Annotated in this window: 12 protein-coding genes; 5 read left to right on the forward strand and 7 right to left on the reverse strand. The window is 71.2% G+C overall.

The window, feature by feature from the left end; genetic code table 11:
- Positions 1 to 29: 29 nt before the first annotated feature.
- Entirely contained in the window at positions 30 to 965 is a 936-nt protein-coding gene (locus tag PE066_RS06965) for a LysR family transcriptional regulator (RefSeq protein ID WP_271235831.1), read from the reverse strand.
- Between the two features lie 93 nt (positions 966 to 1,058).
- On the opposite strand from PE066_RS06965, the gene PE066_RS06970 reads away from it, so the two are divergent.
- Positions 1,059 to 2,132, forward strand: coding sequence for a tartrate dehydrogenase (locus tag PE066_RS06970; protein ID WP_271235832.1), 1,074 nt, complete (start codon positions 1,059 to 1,061; stop codon positions 2,130 to 2,132).
- Positions 2,133 to 2,181: 49 nt separating this feature from the next.
- Positions 2,182 to 3,138, forward strand: a complete 957-nt coding sequence (locus PE066_RS06975) for a tripartite tricarboxylate transporter substrate binding protein (RefSeq protein ID WP_271235833.1) — start codon at positions 2,182 to 2,184, stop codon at positions 3,136 to 3,138.
- A gap of 85 nt (positions 3,139 to 3,223) precedes the next feature.
- Here the strand turns inward: PE066_RS06975 and PE066_RS06980 are convergent, their stop codons facing one another.
- The 3 genes from PE066_RS06980 to PE066_RS06990 all read right to left on the reverse strand — a co-directional run bounded on the left by PE066_RS06980 (position 3,224) and on the right by PE066_RS06990 (position 5,075).
- Positions 3,224 to 3,421, reverse strand: coding sequence for a hypothetical protein (locus PE066_RS06980; RefSeq protein ID WP_271235834.1), 198 nt, complete (start codon positions 3,419 to 3,421; stop codon positions 3,224 to 3,226).
- Between the two features lie 110 nt (positions 3,422 to 3,531).
- A complete protein-coding gene (locus tag PE066_RS06985; RefSeq protein WP_271235835.1) occupies positions 3,532 to 4,773 on the reverse strand; it encodes an MFS transporter in 1,242 nt (413 codons plus the stop codon).
- Positions 4,774 to 4,775: 2 nt separating this feature from the next.
- A complete protein-coding gene (locus tag PE066_RS06990; protein ID WP_271235836.1) occupies positions 4,776 to 5,075 on the reverse strand; it encodes an antibiotic biosynthesis monooxygenase family protein in 300 nt (99 codons plus the stop codon).
- Between the two features lie 108 nt (positions 5,076 to 5,183).
- On the opposite strand from PE066_RS06990, the gene PE066_RS06995 reads away from it, so the two are divergent.
- Together PE066_RS06995 and PE066_RS07000 are read left to right on the forward strand one after the other, a co-directional pair.
- Complete coding sequence (locus tag PE066_RS06995; RefSeq protein WP_271235837.1) at positions 5,184 to 6,320, forward strand: 3-deoxy-7-phosphoheptulonate synthase; 1,137 nt, start codon at positions 5,184 to 5,186, stop codon at positions 6,318 to 6,320.
- A 64-nt stretch (positions 6,321 to 6,384) separates the two neighbouring features.
- Positions 6,385 to 6,666, forward strand: coding sequence for a DUF4148 domain-containing protein (locus PE066_RS07000; RefSeq protein ID WP_271235838.1), 282 nt, complete (start codon positions 6,385 to 6,387; stop codon positions 6,664 to 6,666).
- A 91-nt stretch (positions 6,667 to 6,757) separates the two neighbouring features.
- Here the strand turns inward: PE066_RS07000 and PE066_RS07005 are convergent, their stop codons facing one another.
- The 3 genes from PE066_RS07005 to PE066_RS07015 all read right to left on the reverse strand — a co-directional run bounded on the left by PE066_RS07005 (position 6,758) and on the right by PE066_RS07015 (position 10,003).
- A complete protein-coding gene (locus PE066_RS07005; protein WP_271235839.1) occupies positions 6,758 to 7,924 on the reverse strand; it encodes an SGNH/GDSL hydrolase family protein in 1,167 nt (388 codons plus the stop codon).
- 124 nt (positions 7,925 to 8,048) lie between these two features.
- Positions 8,049 to 8,894 carry an S-formylglutathione hydrolase gene (fghA, locus tag PE066_RS07010; RefSeq protein WP_271235840.1) on the reverse strand — a complete coding sequence of 282 codons (846 nt, stop codon included), beginning with the start codon at positions 8,892 to 8,894 and terminating at the stop codon, positions 8,049 to 8,051.
- A gap of 2 nt (positions 8,895 to 8,896) precedes the next feature.
- Positions 8,897 to 10,003 (reverse strand): S-(hydroxymethyl)glutathione dehydrogenase/class III alcohol dehydrogenase, encoded by a 1,107-nt coding sequence (locus tag PE066_RS07015; protein WP_271235841.1) that lies wholly within the window; start codon positions 10,001 to 10,003, stop codon positions 8,897 to 8,899.
- 189 nt (positions 10,004 to 10,192) lie between these two features.
- Here PE066_RS07015 and PE066_RS07020 point away from each other — a divergent pair, with 189 nt between their 5' ends.
- Positions 10,193 to 14,044: a hypothetical protein gene (locus PE066_RS07020; protein ID WP_271235842.1), complete on the forward strand. Its 3,852-nt coding sequence runs from the start codon at positions 10,193 to 10,195 to the stop codon at positions 14,042 to 14,044.
- Positions 14,045 to 14,058: the final 14 nt, after the last annotated feature.

The raw sequence follows: 14,058 nt of genomic DNA on the forward strand, positions 1-14,058 counted from the left end.
CCTGCCGCCCAGGGGCTGTGGCGCAAAAACTACCGCGCCGCGCCCGCCGGACCCGATGCCAGCTCCGCCGCGGAAAAGTGCGCCGCCAGGTGGTCCACGAACGCGCGCACGCGGGCCGACTGCTGGTGCCGCTCCGGGTACACGGCGTGGATGTCCGCGGGCGGCGCCTGCCAGCCCTCCAGCACCTCGCGCAGCCGGCCGCTGCGCAGGTAGCGCGCCACGTCCCATTCGGCGCGCAGCACGATGCCATGGCCGGCCAGCGCCCAGCTCACCGCGATCTCGCCGTCGTTGGTGCTCAGGCTGCCGCGCACCTTCACCGTCTCCAGCCGCTTGCCCGAACGCAGGCGCCACACGCCGTAGGCCTCGTTGCCCTGGCGGATGCCGATGATGCTGTGCTGCGCCAGTTCGTGCGGCTGGCGCGGCACGCCGCAGCGCGCCAGGTAGCCCGGCGACGCGCACAGCAGCCGCCGGTTGGGTGCCAGCCGGCGCGCCACCACCCGCGCATCGGGCGGCTCGCCGAAGCGCACGCAGACGTCGAACGCGTCCTCGGCCAGCGGCGGCGGGTTGACCGACAGCTGCAGTTGCGCCTCGACGCCCGGGTAGCGCTGCACGAAGGCGGCGATCAGCGGCGCCACGTGGCTGCGGCCGAAGCCCAGCGTGGCATTGACCCGCAGCAGGCCCTTGGGCTCGGCCCGCGTGCCGCGCACCTCGCCTTCGGCCGCCTCGATCTCCGCCAGGATGCGGCGCGCATGCTGCAGCCAGGTCTCGCCTTCGGCCGTCAGCGCGATCCGGCGCGTCGTCCGGTGCATCAGCGGCGCGCCCAGCCGCGCCTCCAGTTGCGCCAGCCGCTTGCTCACCGCCGGCGTGCTGACCTGCAGCTCGCGCGCGGCCGCCGACAGGCTGCCGGCACGCACCAGCGCCTGGAAGAACTGCATGTCGGCCGAGGTGGTGGCAGCGCCGGTCATTGTTGAAGCCGGGGTTAACAATGGCTTGAATTCTGCCGGATTCGGAAGGCGCCTGCCGGTCCTACATTGCACCGCAAAGGAGTCGTTTCGAACATGAGCAAGAGCTACCGCATCGCCTGCATCCCCGGCGACGGCATCGGCAAGGAAGTGATCCCCGCGGGCCAGCAGGTGCTGCAGGCGCTGGCGGCGGGCCAGGACGCTTTCCGTTTCGAATTCAGCAGCTTCGGCTGGGGCGGCGACTGGTACCGCGCACACGGCGAGATGATGCCGGCCGACGGGCTGGAGGCGCTGCGCGGCATGGACGCCATCCTGTTCGGCTCGGCCGGCGACCCGGACATCCCCGACCACGTCACGCTGTGGGGCCTGCGCCTGAAGATCTGCCAGGGCTTCGACCAGTACGCCAACGTGCGGCCGACGCGCATCCTGCCGGGCATCGACGCGCCGCTCAAGCGCTGCGCGCCCACCGACCTGGACTGGGTGATCGTGCGCGAGAACTCCGAGGGCGAGTACGCCGGTGTCGGCGGCCGCGCCCACCAGGGCCACCCGATCGAGGTGGCGACCGACGTCAGCATGATGACCCGCGCCGGCGTCGAGCGGATCATGCGCTTCGCCTTCCGGCTGGCGCAGTCGCGCCCGCGCAAGCTGCTGACGGTGGTGACCAAGTCCAACGCCCAGCGCCATGCGATGGTGATGTGGGACGAGATCGCGCTGCAGGTCAGCCGCGAGTTCCCCGACGTGAAGTGGGACAAGGAGCTGGTGGACGCCTGCACCGCGCGCATGGTCAACCGGCCGGCCTCGCTCGACACGCTGGTGGCGACCAACCTGCACGCCGACATCCTGAGCGACCTGGCGGCGGCGCTGGCCGGCAGCCTGGGCATCGCGCCGACCGGCAACATCGATCCCGAGCGCCGCTACCCCAGCATGTTCGAGCCGATCCACGGCTCGGCCTTCGACATCATGGGCCAGGGCCTGGCCAACCCGGTCGGCACCTTCTGGAGCTGCGTCATGTTGCTGGAGCACCTGGGCGAGCGCCAGGCCGCGGCGCGCCTGATGCGCGCCGTCGAGACCGTCACCGCCGATCCGTGCCTGCACACCCGCGACCTGGGCGGCACGGCCCGCACCGAGGACGTGACGGCCGCGGTCTGCCAGCGGCTGCGGCAGGCCTGAGAGCGCGACCCGAGACCCCATTCACGACGACCCTGAAGGAGACAAAGCCATGAACCGTTTGATTGCCGCGCTGCTGCTGGGGCTGGCGGCACCCCTTGCCTCGGCCCAGGGCGCCCTGCCCTGTCCCGACCGCAACGTGCAGTACTGGCAGGCCTTCCCGCCGGGCGGCGAGTCGGACCTGTCCGCGCGCCACCAGCAGCTGGTGCTGAAGAAGAAGTGCCCTGCCATCGAGACCATCGTCCAGTACAAGGCGGGCGCCGGCGGCGCGCTGATGTGGACGCAGATGAACCAGTTGCCGGCCGACGGCGTCAACGTGGTCGGCGTGAACCTGCCGCACATCGTGTTCCAGCCGCTGGAAGGCCAGGTGCAGTACAAGACCCAGGACGTCACCCCGGTGTTCTGGTTCCACTACACGCCCGACATCCTGGTGGTCAGCGACAAGAGCCCGATCAAGACCTTCGACGACTTCCTGAAGGCCGCCAAGGCCGAGCCCGGCAAGCTGAGCCTGGGCGGCTCGGGCTCCAACTCGGCCAACCATGCGGCGCACGAGCGCATGAACGCCGCCTTCGGCGTCAAGACCATCTACGTGCCGTTCAAGGGCACCGGCGACATGGCGACCTCGGTGCTGGGCGGCCAGGTCGACGGCGCGATGACCTACGTGCCGTTCGCCATCGCCAACAAGGCCCGGGTGCGCCCGCTGGCGGTGGCCATGGACAAGCGCCACCCGCTGATGCCCGACGTGCCCACCTTCAAGGAGCTGGGCGTGGACTGGGTGGACGGCGCCTACCGCGGCATCGGCGTGCCCAAGTCCACCCCGCCGGAGCAGCGCAAGCGCCTGTCCGACCTGTGGCGCGCGCTGAACAACGACCCCGAGATGAAGGAGCTCGCGGCCAAGAGCGGCTTCGAGCTGGTGAACGTGGGCGTGGAGGAGATGGACGCCTTCATGCAGTCCAAGGTCAAGCTCTACACCGAAGGCGCAGGCCGCCTGGGACTGGGCAAGAAGTAACGGGAAAGGCCGGCCGCGGCCCGGCCGGTCCACAGATCGCTTGCGGCTCCCCGGATCAGGTCCGGCGGAGCCGCAATGACGTTGGTCAGCGCCGCGACAGCGGGGCCGGGATCGTGGGCTCGAAGTGGGGCGACAGCGGCATCGGCTCGGTCGGGTCCCAGGCCGTGGTCAGCGGCATGGGTTCGGTCGGGGCATAGGCATGGCTGTCGGCGTGGGACGCGCACGGGCGGGCGCCCTGGCGCTCCGCGAACGCCGGGTAATGGTCGTCGTGCTTGGCAGACATCGGTGCACTCCTGCTATCGATGGGCCGAGCCTAGGGCTGCATCGCCACGGTCCAGTAGGGCGATTGACTAAGGTCGCAGAGGGAGATGGCGCAACGGCGCCGCCGGTCGCTCAGGACGCGGCTGCGGCCGGCGGCCCGCCGGTGCGCGTGCCGCGCCACAGCCGCCACGCGCAAGCGGCCACCGCGACGGCCAGCATCGCGAAGCCGGCCCGCTCGCTGTCGAACAGGGCCGACACCGCGCTGAACAGCAGGGGCCCGAGCACCACGCCGAAGAAGGTGATGGCCAGCGAGCCGCCGGTGGCGGTGCCGGCCATGCCGGGCGGCGCGCGCCGCGCCACTTCGGCCAGGTAGACCCCGTTCCAGCCGGTGGCCGAGGCGCCGAACGCCGCCAGCAGCACCAGCACCAGCGGCCGCGGCACCCCGGCCTGCAGCGCCGCCGTCGCCGCAGCGCACACCGCCATCAGCGCGGCCAGGGCGGCCAGCATGCGGCCGGTGCCCAGCCAGCGGTCGGCCACGTAGCCCCACGCCACCCGCCCGACGACGCCGCCGGCCTGGGCCACCGACAGGGCCGCACCGGCGGCCACCAGGCTGTAGCCCAGGTGCGCGTGCAGGTAGGTGACGAGGAAGGCCGCCAGGCACATCTGCATCGCCGAGAACGCAAACGAGTAGGCCGCCAGCGGCGCCAGCTGCGGATGGCCGAGCACCAGCCGGACCGGCCGCCACAGGCTGCCCGGGCTGACGGCGCGCGTCGGGTCGCGGTCGGCATCGAGCGCCGCGCGCGGCGGCTGCGCCAGCAACGCGCACACGATGCAGCCGGCCGCCACGCTCCACAGCGCCAGGTCCACGCCGCCGGCCAGCACCAGCGGCGGCACGATCGCGCCGGCCATCACGCCACCCAGCGGAACGCCGGTCTGCTTGATCGAGAACACCAGCGCGGCCCGCTCCGGCGGCGTCGTCCGGGCCAGCAGGTGCGAGCTGGCCGGCGTGATCGGCCCGTAGCCCAGGCCGACCAGCAGCGCGCCGGTGCAGATGCCGGCCAGCGTCGGCCACAGCGCCGACAGCGCCATGCCGGCCGCGCACGCCAGCAGGCCGAACTGGCTGACGCGCAGCGCGCCGTACCGCAGCACCAGCGGCCCGCCGATCGAACTGGCCACGGTGGCGCCCACGTACACCAGCCCGACGTAGGCGCCGACCAGCGAAGGCGAGACCTGCAGGGCCTGGGCCACCGCCGGGGCCATGGCCGGGATGGTGATGACGGTCATCGACATCAGCGCCTGGATGGCCAGCGTCACCGCCAGCACGCCCCACGGACTGGACAACGCGGCTGCGATGCCGCCGCGCGCGCCGAGCATCCTCAAAACGGCTGCAGCACCGTCTCGACGTGGGAGACCTGGGGTGGCGAAGCGAAGAAGGGCCCGGCCAGCGCGCGCCAGCGAGTGAAGGCGTCGGATCCGCGGAAGGCCACCGTGTGGTCCTCCAGCGTCTCCCAGGCCACGTACAGCCGGTAGACGTTGGGGCGCTCGACCTCACGTTGCAGCGCCATGCCCTTGCAGCCCTTGGCTGACTGGAACAGTCCGGCCGCCTGGCGCACGGCGGCCTCGAATCCGGCTTCCTGCCCCGGTGTGACTTCGATGACTGCGATCTCGTGGACCATGGAATGTTGCGCCTTTCGTTCGGATGATGGGACGGCAAGGGTTGCCGACGAGCAAGCTTAATTCAGGCCGGCGCCGGTACCGACAGCCAGCGCACGACAATACCGTCCATGGACATCCTGGACGATCCCCGGCACGACCGCGAGGCGGGCAGCCGCCGCAGCACCCGCGACACCACGCGCATCGACGACACCCGCATCGAGGCGGTGCGGCCGCTGATCACGCCGGCGCTGCTGCAGGAGCAGCTGCCCGTGTCGGACGCCACGCTGGCGCTGGTGGAGCACAGCCGCGCCCGCATCGCCGACGTGCTGCACGGGCGCGACGACCGGCTGCTGGCGGTGGTCGGCCCCTGCTCCATCCACGACCACGGCCAGGCCATCGAGTACGCGCAGCGGCTCGCGGCGCTGGCCCGTGAAGTCGCCGGCGAGCTGCTGGTGGTGATGCGCGTGTATTTCGAGAAGCCGCGCACCACCGTCGGCTGGAAGGGCTACATCAACGATCCGCACCTGGACGGCAGCTTCGCCATCAACGAGGGGCTGGAGCGCGCGCGCCGGCTGCTGCTGGAGATCATCGAGCTGGGGCTGCCGGCCGGCACCGAATTCCTGGACCTGCTGTCGCCGCAGTACATCGCCGAGCTGATCGCCTGGGGCGCGATCGGCGCGCGCACGACCGAAAGCCAGAGCCACCGGCAACTGGCCTCGGGGCTGTCGTGCCCGGTCGGCTTCAAGAACGGCACCGAAGGCAGCGTCAAGGTCGCGGCCGACGCCATCCTGGCCGCCCGTGCACCGCACGCCTTCATCGGCATGACCAAGATGGGCGTGGCGGCGGTGTTCGAGACACGCGGCAACGGCGACTGCCACATGATCCTGCGCGGCGGCAAGGGCCCGAACTACTCGGCGGCGGATGTCGATGCGGCCTGCCAGGCCTTGCGCACCGCGGGCTTGCCCGAAGCCGTGATGATCGACTGCTCGCATGCGAACAGCAGCAAGCAGCATCGCAGGCAGATCGAGGTGGCGGCCGACATCGGTTCGCGCATCGCGGCCGGCGAGCGGCGGATCGTCGGCGTGATGATCGAAAGCCACCTGGAGGAAGGACGGCAGGACCTGAAGCCGGGCGTGCCGCCGGCGCACGGCGTATCGATCACCGATGCGTGCATCGGTTGGGGACAGACGGAGGAAGTGCTGCGGCGGCTGGCGCGCGACGTTCGCAGCCGGCGGGCGGAACGGACCAGCAGCCAGGCCCGGTAACGCGCGTCACTTTCACTGCGCTCGCCTGTCTAACGGGCATCCCAACCCAGAAAGCGAGTGCATCATGACCAAGGCTCTTGTCACCCTCCTCCTGCTGACCTCCAGCATGGCCTTCGCGAACGAGGCCGCCGACGAGCTGGCCAATCGCGACACGTTCACCGGCGAGCGAACGCGCGCCGAAGTGCAGGCCGAGATGGCGCATGCGCGCGCCGCCGGCACCCTGAACGCCAACCTGTACGACGCCAACAAGAACAGCCAATCGGTCGAGAGCCATCGCAGCCGCAGCGAAGTGCAGGCGGAGGCGGTCAAGGCGAGCCACCAGCGGGTTGTCCACCAACTGATGTGAGCCACACGGCGCGCAGGAGCCGGTTGGCCGACCGCCCCGCCCCGGCAAGGTGGCGTGCGGTGGCATCGCCGGGCATCGTGACGCGCCGGCGTCAGCGCCAGCCCGCCCGCTCCAGCGCGCGCAGCACCGTGGCCGCGATCAGCTCGTGGCCGCGCGGCGAGGGATGGAACTCGTCGGAGAAGTACCAGGTCTTCCACCAGCCCACCGCCAGGCCCGCCGGGGGCGCTGCATCGAGGGCCGCGTCGGTGCAGGCCGGAAAGTCGCCGGCCGGCGGGCAGGACGCGTCGGTGGCGTTGGTCAGCCCGAAGGCCGCGGGGTCCGCCACGTTGGCCGTGAAGTCCTCGAAGTACGGCACCAGCGCCACCCGCGGCTCGCCGGCCGCCAGCCGGGCCAGCTCGGCGTTGAAGCCGGCGATCCATTGGCGCAGTGCGCCCTGGAAGGCGCTGGCCGCGGCGCTGCCCTCGGCACTCGCGAGGCCGGCCACGATGCCGCGAAAGCGCGGCGTCAGCGTGATGTCCGGCAGGTTGAGCAAGGCGACGCGCGTGGCGCCCCGGTCCAGCGTGTTCGCCTTGACGGTGCTCCACCAGGTCTGCGCCAGCCGCTGCAGGTAGAGGCCGGCAGCGACGGCGCGACCGTCCGGTTGCGCCAGCGCTTGCGTGATCGTGGATGCATCGAGCTGCTGGCCCAGCAGCGCCAGGTAGATCGCCTCCTCGGCGGTGCCGCCGGCACGGGCGTCCAGGTAGGCATCGGCCAGCGCCGCGGCATCGTTGCCGCCGGCGTCCAGCAGGATGAGGTCGCCCGCGCGCCAGGCGCCGCCGTTGGCCGCCAGCGCGGATTCGAGCTGGAACGCCAGCGACAGCGGCAGCGCGGACCCGCCGTGGGTGATGGGGTTGAGGATCTGCGCGCCGCCGACGGCGAAGTCGGTGCAGCCGGCGCGGGTCGAGTACACCAGGCGGTCGCTGCTGGAGAAGTGGTTGCACAGCGTGCCGGCACCGAGCTGCGTGGCGACCCGCTCCGGGTAGACCGGGTAACCGGCGGCCGGGTTGCTCGCGTTCTGCACGGTCGCCTTCAGCCCGAAGGTGCCGACGTCGGCCAGGCTGTCGCCGGCGACGACCAGGCGCACGGCCCCGCCTGCAGCGGCCGCCGGCGGGCCCGCCGGCGTTTCATCGCCACCGCCGCCGCCACAGGCCGCGGCCAGCGCCAGCGCAGTCGCGGCCAGCGCGGCCGCCAGGGCGCGGCGCGAGAACGGCGATGCCATCGAAGCGGTTCCTGGGCAGGTGGGACGCGGCCGCCACGCAGGGACGGCCGGACGAGCCGCCAGCTTGACGGCTCAGCGGACGCCCGCGCAATGGCTCCAATGGGCCGGCGGCCGTGCCACTCGCTCAGGCGCCGAGCCCTGCCGCGTGGTGGGCCAGGTGGTCGGCCACGAAGCTGCTGATGAAGAAGTAGCCGTGGTCGTAGCCCTCGTGGCGGCGCAGCTGCAGGGGCTGGCCCGCCGCCGCACAGGCCTGCTCCAGCCGCTCGGGCCGCAGCTGGCTGGCCAGGAACTGGTCTTCCAGCCCCTGGTCCACCAGCAGCGCGGGGACGCGGGCGCCGGCTTCGATCAGCCGCACGGCGTCGTGCCGGTCCCAGGCGCTGCGGTCCTCGCCCAGGTAGCCGGCAAAGGCCTTCTGCCCCCAGGGCACTTCGGTCGGCGCGCAGATCGGCGCGAACGCCGACACGCTCTGGAACCGCCCCGGATGCCGCAACGCCAGCGTGAGCGCGCCATGGCCGCCCATCGAGTGGCCCAGCACGCCCGTGCGGTCGCCGCGCACCGGGAAATGCCGCTGCAGCAGGTCCGGCAGCTCCTGCATCAGCCAGCTCTCCATGCGCCAGTGGCGCGCGTAGGGCTCGCGGGTCGCATCCAGGTAGAAGCCGGCAGCCGTGCCGAAGTCCCAGTCGGCGTCGGCGCCGGGAATGCCGCTGGTGCGCGGACTGGTGTCGGGCGTGACCAGCACCAGGCCGTGGCGGGCGGCGTGCTGCTGCGCGCCGGCCTTGATGGCGAAGGTCTGTTCGTTGCAGGTCAGCCCGGCCAGGCAGTACAGCACCGGCCGCGGCCCCTGCCGCGCCTGCGGCGGCACGTAGACGCCGAAGCGCATCGGCAGGCCGACGGCCTGCGACGCGTGCTCGTAGAAGCCCTGGGTGCCGTCGAAGCAGCGGTGCTGCTCCAGCGTGGTGATCGCGTCCATGGTCAGTACACCACCACCGAGCGGATCGACTCGCCGGACTTCATCAGGTCGAACCCCTTGTTGATGTCCTCCAGCTCGAGCGTGTGGGTGATCAGGTCGTCGATGTTGAGCTTGCCGTCCATGTACCAGTCGACGATCTTCGGCACGTCGGTGCGGCCGCGCGCGCCGCCGAAGGCCGAGCCCTTCCACTCGCGCCCGGTCACCAGCTGGAACGGCCGGGTGCTGATCTCGGCACCGGCCTCGGCCACGCCGATGATGATGCTCTGGCCCCAGCCCTTGTGGCAGCACTCCAGCGCCTGGCGCATGGTGGTGGTGTTGCCGATGCACTCGAAGCTGTAGTCGGCGCCGCCGTCGGTGAGCTGCACGATCGCATCGACGATGTTGGGGTGCTCCTTCGGGTTCAGGAAGTGCGTCATGCCGAACTGGCGCGCCAGCGCTTCGCGCTTCGGGTTGAGGTCGATGCCGACGATCTTGTCGGCGCCCACCATCTTGGCGCCCTGGATCACGTTCAGGCCGATGCCGCCCAGGCCGAACACCACCACGTTGGCACCCGCTTCCACCTTGGCCGTGAAGAGCACCGCGCCGACCCCGGTGGTGACGCCGCAGCCGATGTAGCAGACCTTGTCGAACGGCGCATCGGGCCGGATCTTCGCCATCGCGATCTCGGGCGCGACGATGTAGTTGCTGAAGGTCGAGGTGCCCATGTAGTGCAGGATGGGCTTGCCGTCCAGCGAGAAGCGCGAGGTGCCGTCGGGCATCAGGCCCTGGCCCTGGGTGCCGCGGATCAGCTGGCACAGGTTGGTCTTGCGCGACAGGCAGAACTTGCACTGGCGGCATTCGGGCGTGTAGAGCGGGATCACGTGGTCGCCGACCTTGAGCGAGGTGACGCCCGGGCCCACGTCCACCACCACGCCGGCGCCTTCGTGGCCCAGCACGGCCGGGAACAGCCCTTCGGGATCGGCGCCCGAGAGCGTGTAGTAGTCGGTGTGGCAGATGCCGGTCGCCTTGACCTCCACCAGCACCTCGCCGGCGCGCGGACCGTCGAGGTCCAGTTCTTCGATGGTGAGCGGCTGGCCGGCTTGCCAGGCCACGGCGGCGCGTGTCTTCATGAATTCGTCCTTTTCCTGATGGGCAGAGTGCTGGTGCAAGTGCACGACTTCCCATCGACCCGCATGAAGCGGTTGAGTTCCCCTGCGATGCGCAGCACGGCCATCGGCCCCTCACCAGGAGATAGGTTTTGCAACGGCCGAGCTTGCTGTCCATACTCCGGCGCGCAACGCAGCCCCAGGGAGGCAGGCATGACGGTCGAAACGAATCCAGGCCCCGTCGGCAACGATCCGCTGATCGACGCGTGGGTCGAGCAGCGGCGGCGATGTCTGGGCCCGGATCGCCCTGCCGAGGGCAGCCCGGCCTGGGGCCTCGCCCTCTCGGGCGGCGGCATCCGCAGCGCGACCTTCGCACTCGGCCTGGCCAGCGGCCTGGCCCAGCAGGGCCTGCTGCGCCGGTTCGACCTGCTGTCCACGGTCTCGGGCGGCGGCTACATCGGCTCGGCGCTCGGCCGGCTGTTCCGCAAGGGCGAGGACCCGCTGGCCGTCGAGAAGCGGCTGGCGCAGGCCGACGGCACCTGGTTCGTCTGGTGGCTGCGGGCGACCAGCCGCTACCTCACCCCGCGTGGCGCCAGCGACCTGCTGAACGCGGCCGCGGCCTACGCCCGCAACATGATCGCCGTGCACGTCGAACTGGCGCTCGCGGGCATCGTGCTCGGGGCCTTGCTGGCCTACTTCAACCTGTTCGTCTGGGGGGGCCTGTTCCATGCCTTCGCCGGACGCGAGGCCTTGCAGGACACGCTAGGTCCGCTGCTGCAGCCCTGGCTGTCCACGGTCTGGCTGCTGATCGCGCTGCCGGTCCTGGCCAGCATCCCGATCGCCGCCGCCTACTGGTCCATCGCCGCCCGGCGCGGCAAGCGGCTGGTGCTGACCGAGATCGTCTTCGCGCTGCTGCTGGCCGTTGTCGGTGCGCTGCTCGCCTGGATCACCTGGCAAGGGGTGTCGTTCTGGCGCGTGCTGGACGACGCGGCGCTGCGGATCTTCTGCGGAACGCTCGCCGCCATCTGCCTGCTGGCGGCGTGGGGCCCGCTGGTCGCACGGCTGGCGCGGCCGCGACACGAGCGGCCCTCGCGGGACGCGCGACCGTCGGCGGTACCGGCGCCGCCCGCCACCCACGAGGCGCCGCCCGGCCGCGAAGGCGCCGCGGCGGCACCAATGCAGCCGCCCATGTCCGACAGGCCCCTGCGCGAAAAGGCCATGAACATGGCCCGTCGCGTGCTCGGCACGACCGTGGACAGCGGCTCCTCGGCCATCCAGCGCAACCGGCTGACGCACTGGATGGCGGTCTGCCTGATGGCCGCCGTCGCGCTGTTCGTCGTCGGCGCGATCGAGCGCGCGGCCTGGTTCGTCGCCTTCGAGCGCCGGCACTACGCCTGGCTGCTGCCGCTGTTCATCGCCCTGGGCGTTGCCGTCGCACGCGCGCTCGCCACGCAGTTGCCGGCGCGCGACCCCTCCGTTCCCGTCAGCGGCCGGCTGCTGGCCCGCGTGGTGGAACTGGCGGGCTTGCTCCTGTTCGCGCTGCTGGCCGTGTTCTGGGTGGCGGTGGTCTACCGCGTCGGCCTGCGCAACCTCTTCGAATCCACACCGAACGGCGGCCTGCTGTTCGAGGAGGTCAAGCTGGTGCTGCTGCCGATCCTGCTGCTGCCTGCGCTCTACATCCTGCTGACCAGCAAGAAGGCGGACTTCAGCAACCTGTCGTCGCTGCACATGTTCTACCGCGCGCGGCTGACGCGCAGCTACCTGGGCGCCGCCAATGGCGGCCGCTTCGCCACCGGCCCGCAGGCACGGGTCTCCCCGCTGGAAGACGCCGCGCCCGATGCCATGGCCGTTCCGTCGGAACGCCGGGACGTCTTCCATGTGCATCCCGACGACAGCGTGGCAATGGCGGACTACGCGCCGCACGAAGCGGGCGGCCCGGTGCACATCCTCAACGCCACCATCAACCAGACGCGCAACGAGCTGGGCGGCCTGTTCAACCAGGACCGCAAGGGCCAGTACCTGTGCGTGACCTCCGGCGGGCACTACCGCGTCGGGCTGGAGGCCTGGACCGACGACGACGCGCTGGCCAAGTCGCAGCTGCCGGCCTGGATGGCGATCTCCGGCGCCGCCGTGGCGCCCGGCGTCGGCGGCCAGACCTCCACCGGCTTGTCGCTGCTGCTGTTCCTGTCGGGCGTGCGCCTGGGCTTCTGGTGGGAGATGGGCGAGCCGCCGGGCGCCGGCTGGCGGCAGCAGCTGCGCGAGTGGCTGTCGCCGCACAAGTACCGCCTCATGTACGGCGAGGCGCTCGCCCGGTTCGGCGGGCGCGAGGGGCGCTTCTGGTACCTGAGCGACGGCGGCCACTTCGAGAACACCGGGGCCTACACCCTGCTGCGCCAGCGGGCCAAGGTGATCGTGCTGTCCGACGCGGCAGCCGATCCGCGATACGAGTTCGGCGACCTCGAGAACCTGGTGCGCAAGGCCCGCATCGACCTGCGCGCCGAGATCACCTTTGTCGATCCGGCCAGCGGCGACGCGCCCGAGTTGCAGGGCTTCGGCACCCTCGACCAGTTGTCCGATCCCGCCAGCAATGCCTGCCTGGCGCTTGCACGCATCGACTACCACGATGGCGGGCCACCCGGCTGGCTGGTGTACGTCAAGCCCAACGTCTTTTCCGGTTTGCCGCTCGATGTGCTGAAGTACCGGCACGAGAACCTCGCGTTCCCGCAAGAGCCGACCGCCGACCAGTTCTTCAGCGAATCGCAATGGGAAAGCTATTTCCGGCTCGGCCGGGCGATCGGCGCGCAACTGACGCCCGGGCTGTTGCAGGCCCTGGCCGAGGACGCAGCCTGGACCGGCCGCCTGGAGGCCGCGCCGCGCGGTCAAACGCCCAGGGGCGATACCGCGGTGGCGCCCGACGGACTCAAGCGGCTTCCTTTCAGCGTCCGCTTTCCGCGGGTTGTGCCGCTGGCCAAGTCCGGCTTGGGCCTGACGGCGGTGGCCGGCGTGCTGGCCGCCGCCGGCCAGGCCTGGACGTCCTGGTCGGATGCACGCGAGGAGCGCGAGCAGGCCTACTGGTCGGAGCTGTACGGAGCCAGCGCGCTGCATGACCGGGTGCAGGCCGGCGATGCATCACTGCTGCCGGATCTGAAGGCCAGGCTGGCCACCTTGGCCCAGCGCTATTGCACCGGCCCCATCCATCAGGTTCCGAATGGCGACAAGGCCGCGGCGATCATCGATTACGTCGCTGCCCAATGCAAGGCCGAACAAGACGCCGGCGGCGACTCCCACGTGGCAACTCCCGCTTGCGCCGCGCTCGTCGACACGAACGCACGCAATTGCCTCGGCGGCAACGATCGCCTGGGACAACCTGCTTACTGGGGAGTGTCTTACTCCGATCCCGCCTGGGCGCGTGGCCGGGTGGCCCATGGCTGGGAGAGCCGAAACAAAGGGACACCCGGCGCGCTCGCCCACGGCATGACCGAGCTGTGGAGTCAATTCACCGCCAGCTGGGTGCCCTCCTGGCTGGTCGATGAGGTGGTCCCGACCAAGGTGGCGATGCCGACCCAGAGTTGGCAGACCCAGGTTGCCGGCATGTCCACGACGACAGCGGCAGCGCCACCGGCCCACGACCGGATGCCGGCTTCGACCGGCGCGCCTGCCTCAGCGCCAGCTGACCTGACCACCACGTCCGTCCCGGCCGCCTCACCCGCGCAGGCTGCGGCCTCGACCCCGGCCGCATCGCTTGACTGCCGGGGGAAGCTGGTCTACCTGCAAATCTATCGCCCGCAGGATCGCGCCGAGGCCATGCAACTGGCGCGGGCTCTTTCCGCCACGGGTGCACGAGCGCCTGGCGTGGAGGACGTGACGGCAACTGCCCAGCGGGCCCAGCGCCAGGCGCCCGCGCCGGTCCGGGTGCCCACGGTGATCTATCACACGGAAGGCGAACGAGACTGCGCAATGCAGGTACTAAAGCTGCTGCCGGCCGACAGCGAGACCCGCAAGCTCGGGCTCGGACTGAGGCCCACGCCGGGCGTTCTCGAGGTGTGGCTGCCGCCCGCGGCATAGGGCGAATGACCGAT

The sequence above is a fragment of the Ramlibacter tataouinensis genome (assembly GCF_027941915.1).
In the GTDB taxonomy this organism is placed as follows: domain Bacteria; phylum Pseudomonadota; class Gammaproteobacteria; order Burkholderiales; family Burkholderiaceae_C; genus Ramlibacter; species Ramlibacter tataouinensis_C.

Coding starts and splice junctions, on each gene's coding strand:
- PE066_RS07020 (WP_271235842.1), top strand. CDS start 10,193: ATGACGGTCGAAACGAATCCAGGCCCCGTCGGCAACGATCCGCTGATC.
- fghA (WP_271235840.1), bottom strand. CDS start 8,894: ATGGACGCGATCACCACGCTGGAGCAGCACCGCTGCTTCGACGGCACC.
- PE066_RS06995 (WP_271235837.1), top strand. CDS start 5,184: ATGGACATCCTGGACGATCCCCGGCACGACCGCGAGGCGGGCAGCCGC.
- PE066_RS06970 (WP_271235832.1), top strand. CDS start 1,059: ATGAGCAAGAGCTACCGCATCGCCTGCATCCCCGGCGACGGCATCGGC.
- PE066_RS06980 (WP_271235834.1), bottom strand. CDS start 3,421: ATGTCTGCCAAGCACGACGACCATTACCCGGCGTTCGCGGAGCGCCAG.
- PE066_RS06985 (WP_271235835.1), bottom strand. CDS start 4,773: ATGCTCGGCGCGCGCGGCGGCATCGCAGCCGCGTTGTCCAGTCCGTGG.
- PE066_RS07005 (WP_271235839.1), bottom strand. CDS start 7,924: ATGGCATCGCCGTTCTCGCGCCGCGCCCTGGCGGCCGCGCTGGCCGCG.
- PE066_RS06975 (WP_271235833.1), top strand. CDS start 2,182: ATGAACCGTTTGATTGCCGCGCTGCTGCTGGGGCTGGCGGCACCCCTT.
- PE066_RS06965 (WP_271235831.1), bottom strand. CDS start 965: ATGACCGGCGCTGCCACCACCTCGGCCGACATGCAGTTCTTCCAGGCG.
- PE066_RS07015 (WP_271235841.1), bottom strand. CDS start 10,003: ATGAAGACACGCGCCGCCGTGGCCTGGCAAGCCGGCCAGCCGCTCACC.
- PE066_RS06990 (WP_271235836.1), bottom strand. CDS start 5,075: ATGGTCCACGAGATCGCAGTCATCGAAGTCACACCGGGGCAGGAAGCC.
- PE066_RS07000 (WP_271235838.1), top strand. CDS start 6,385: ATGACCAAGGCTCTTGTCACCCTCCTCCTGCTGACCTCCAGCATGGCC.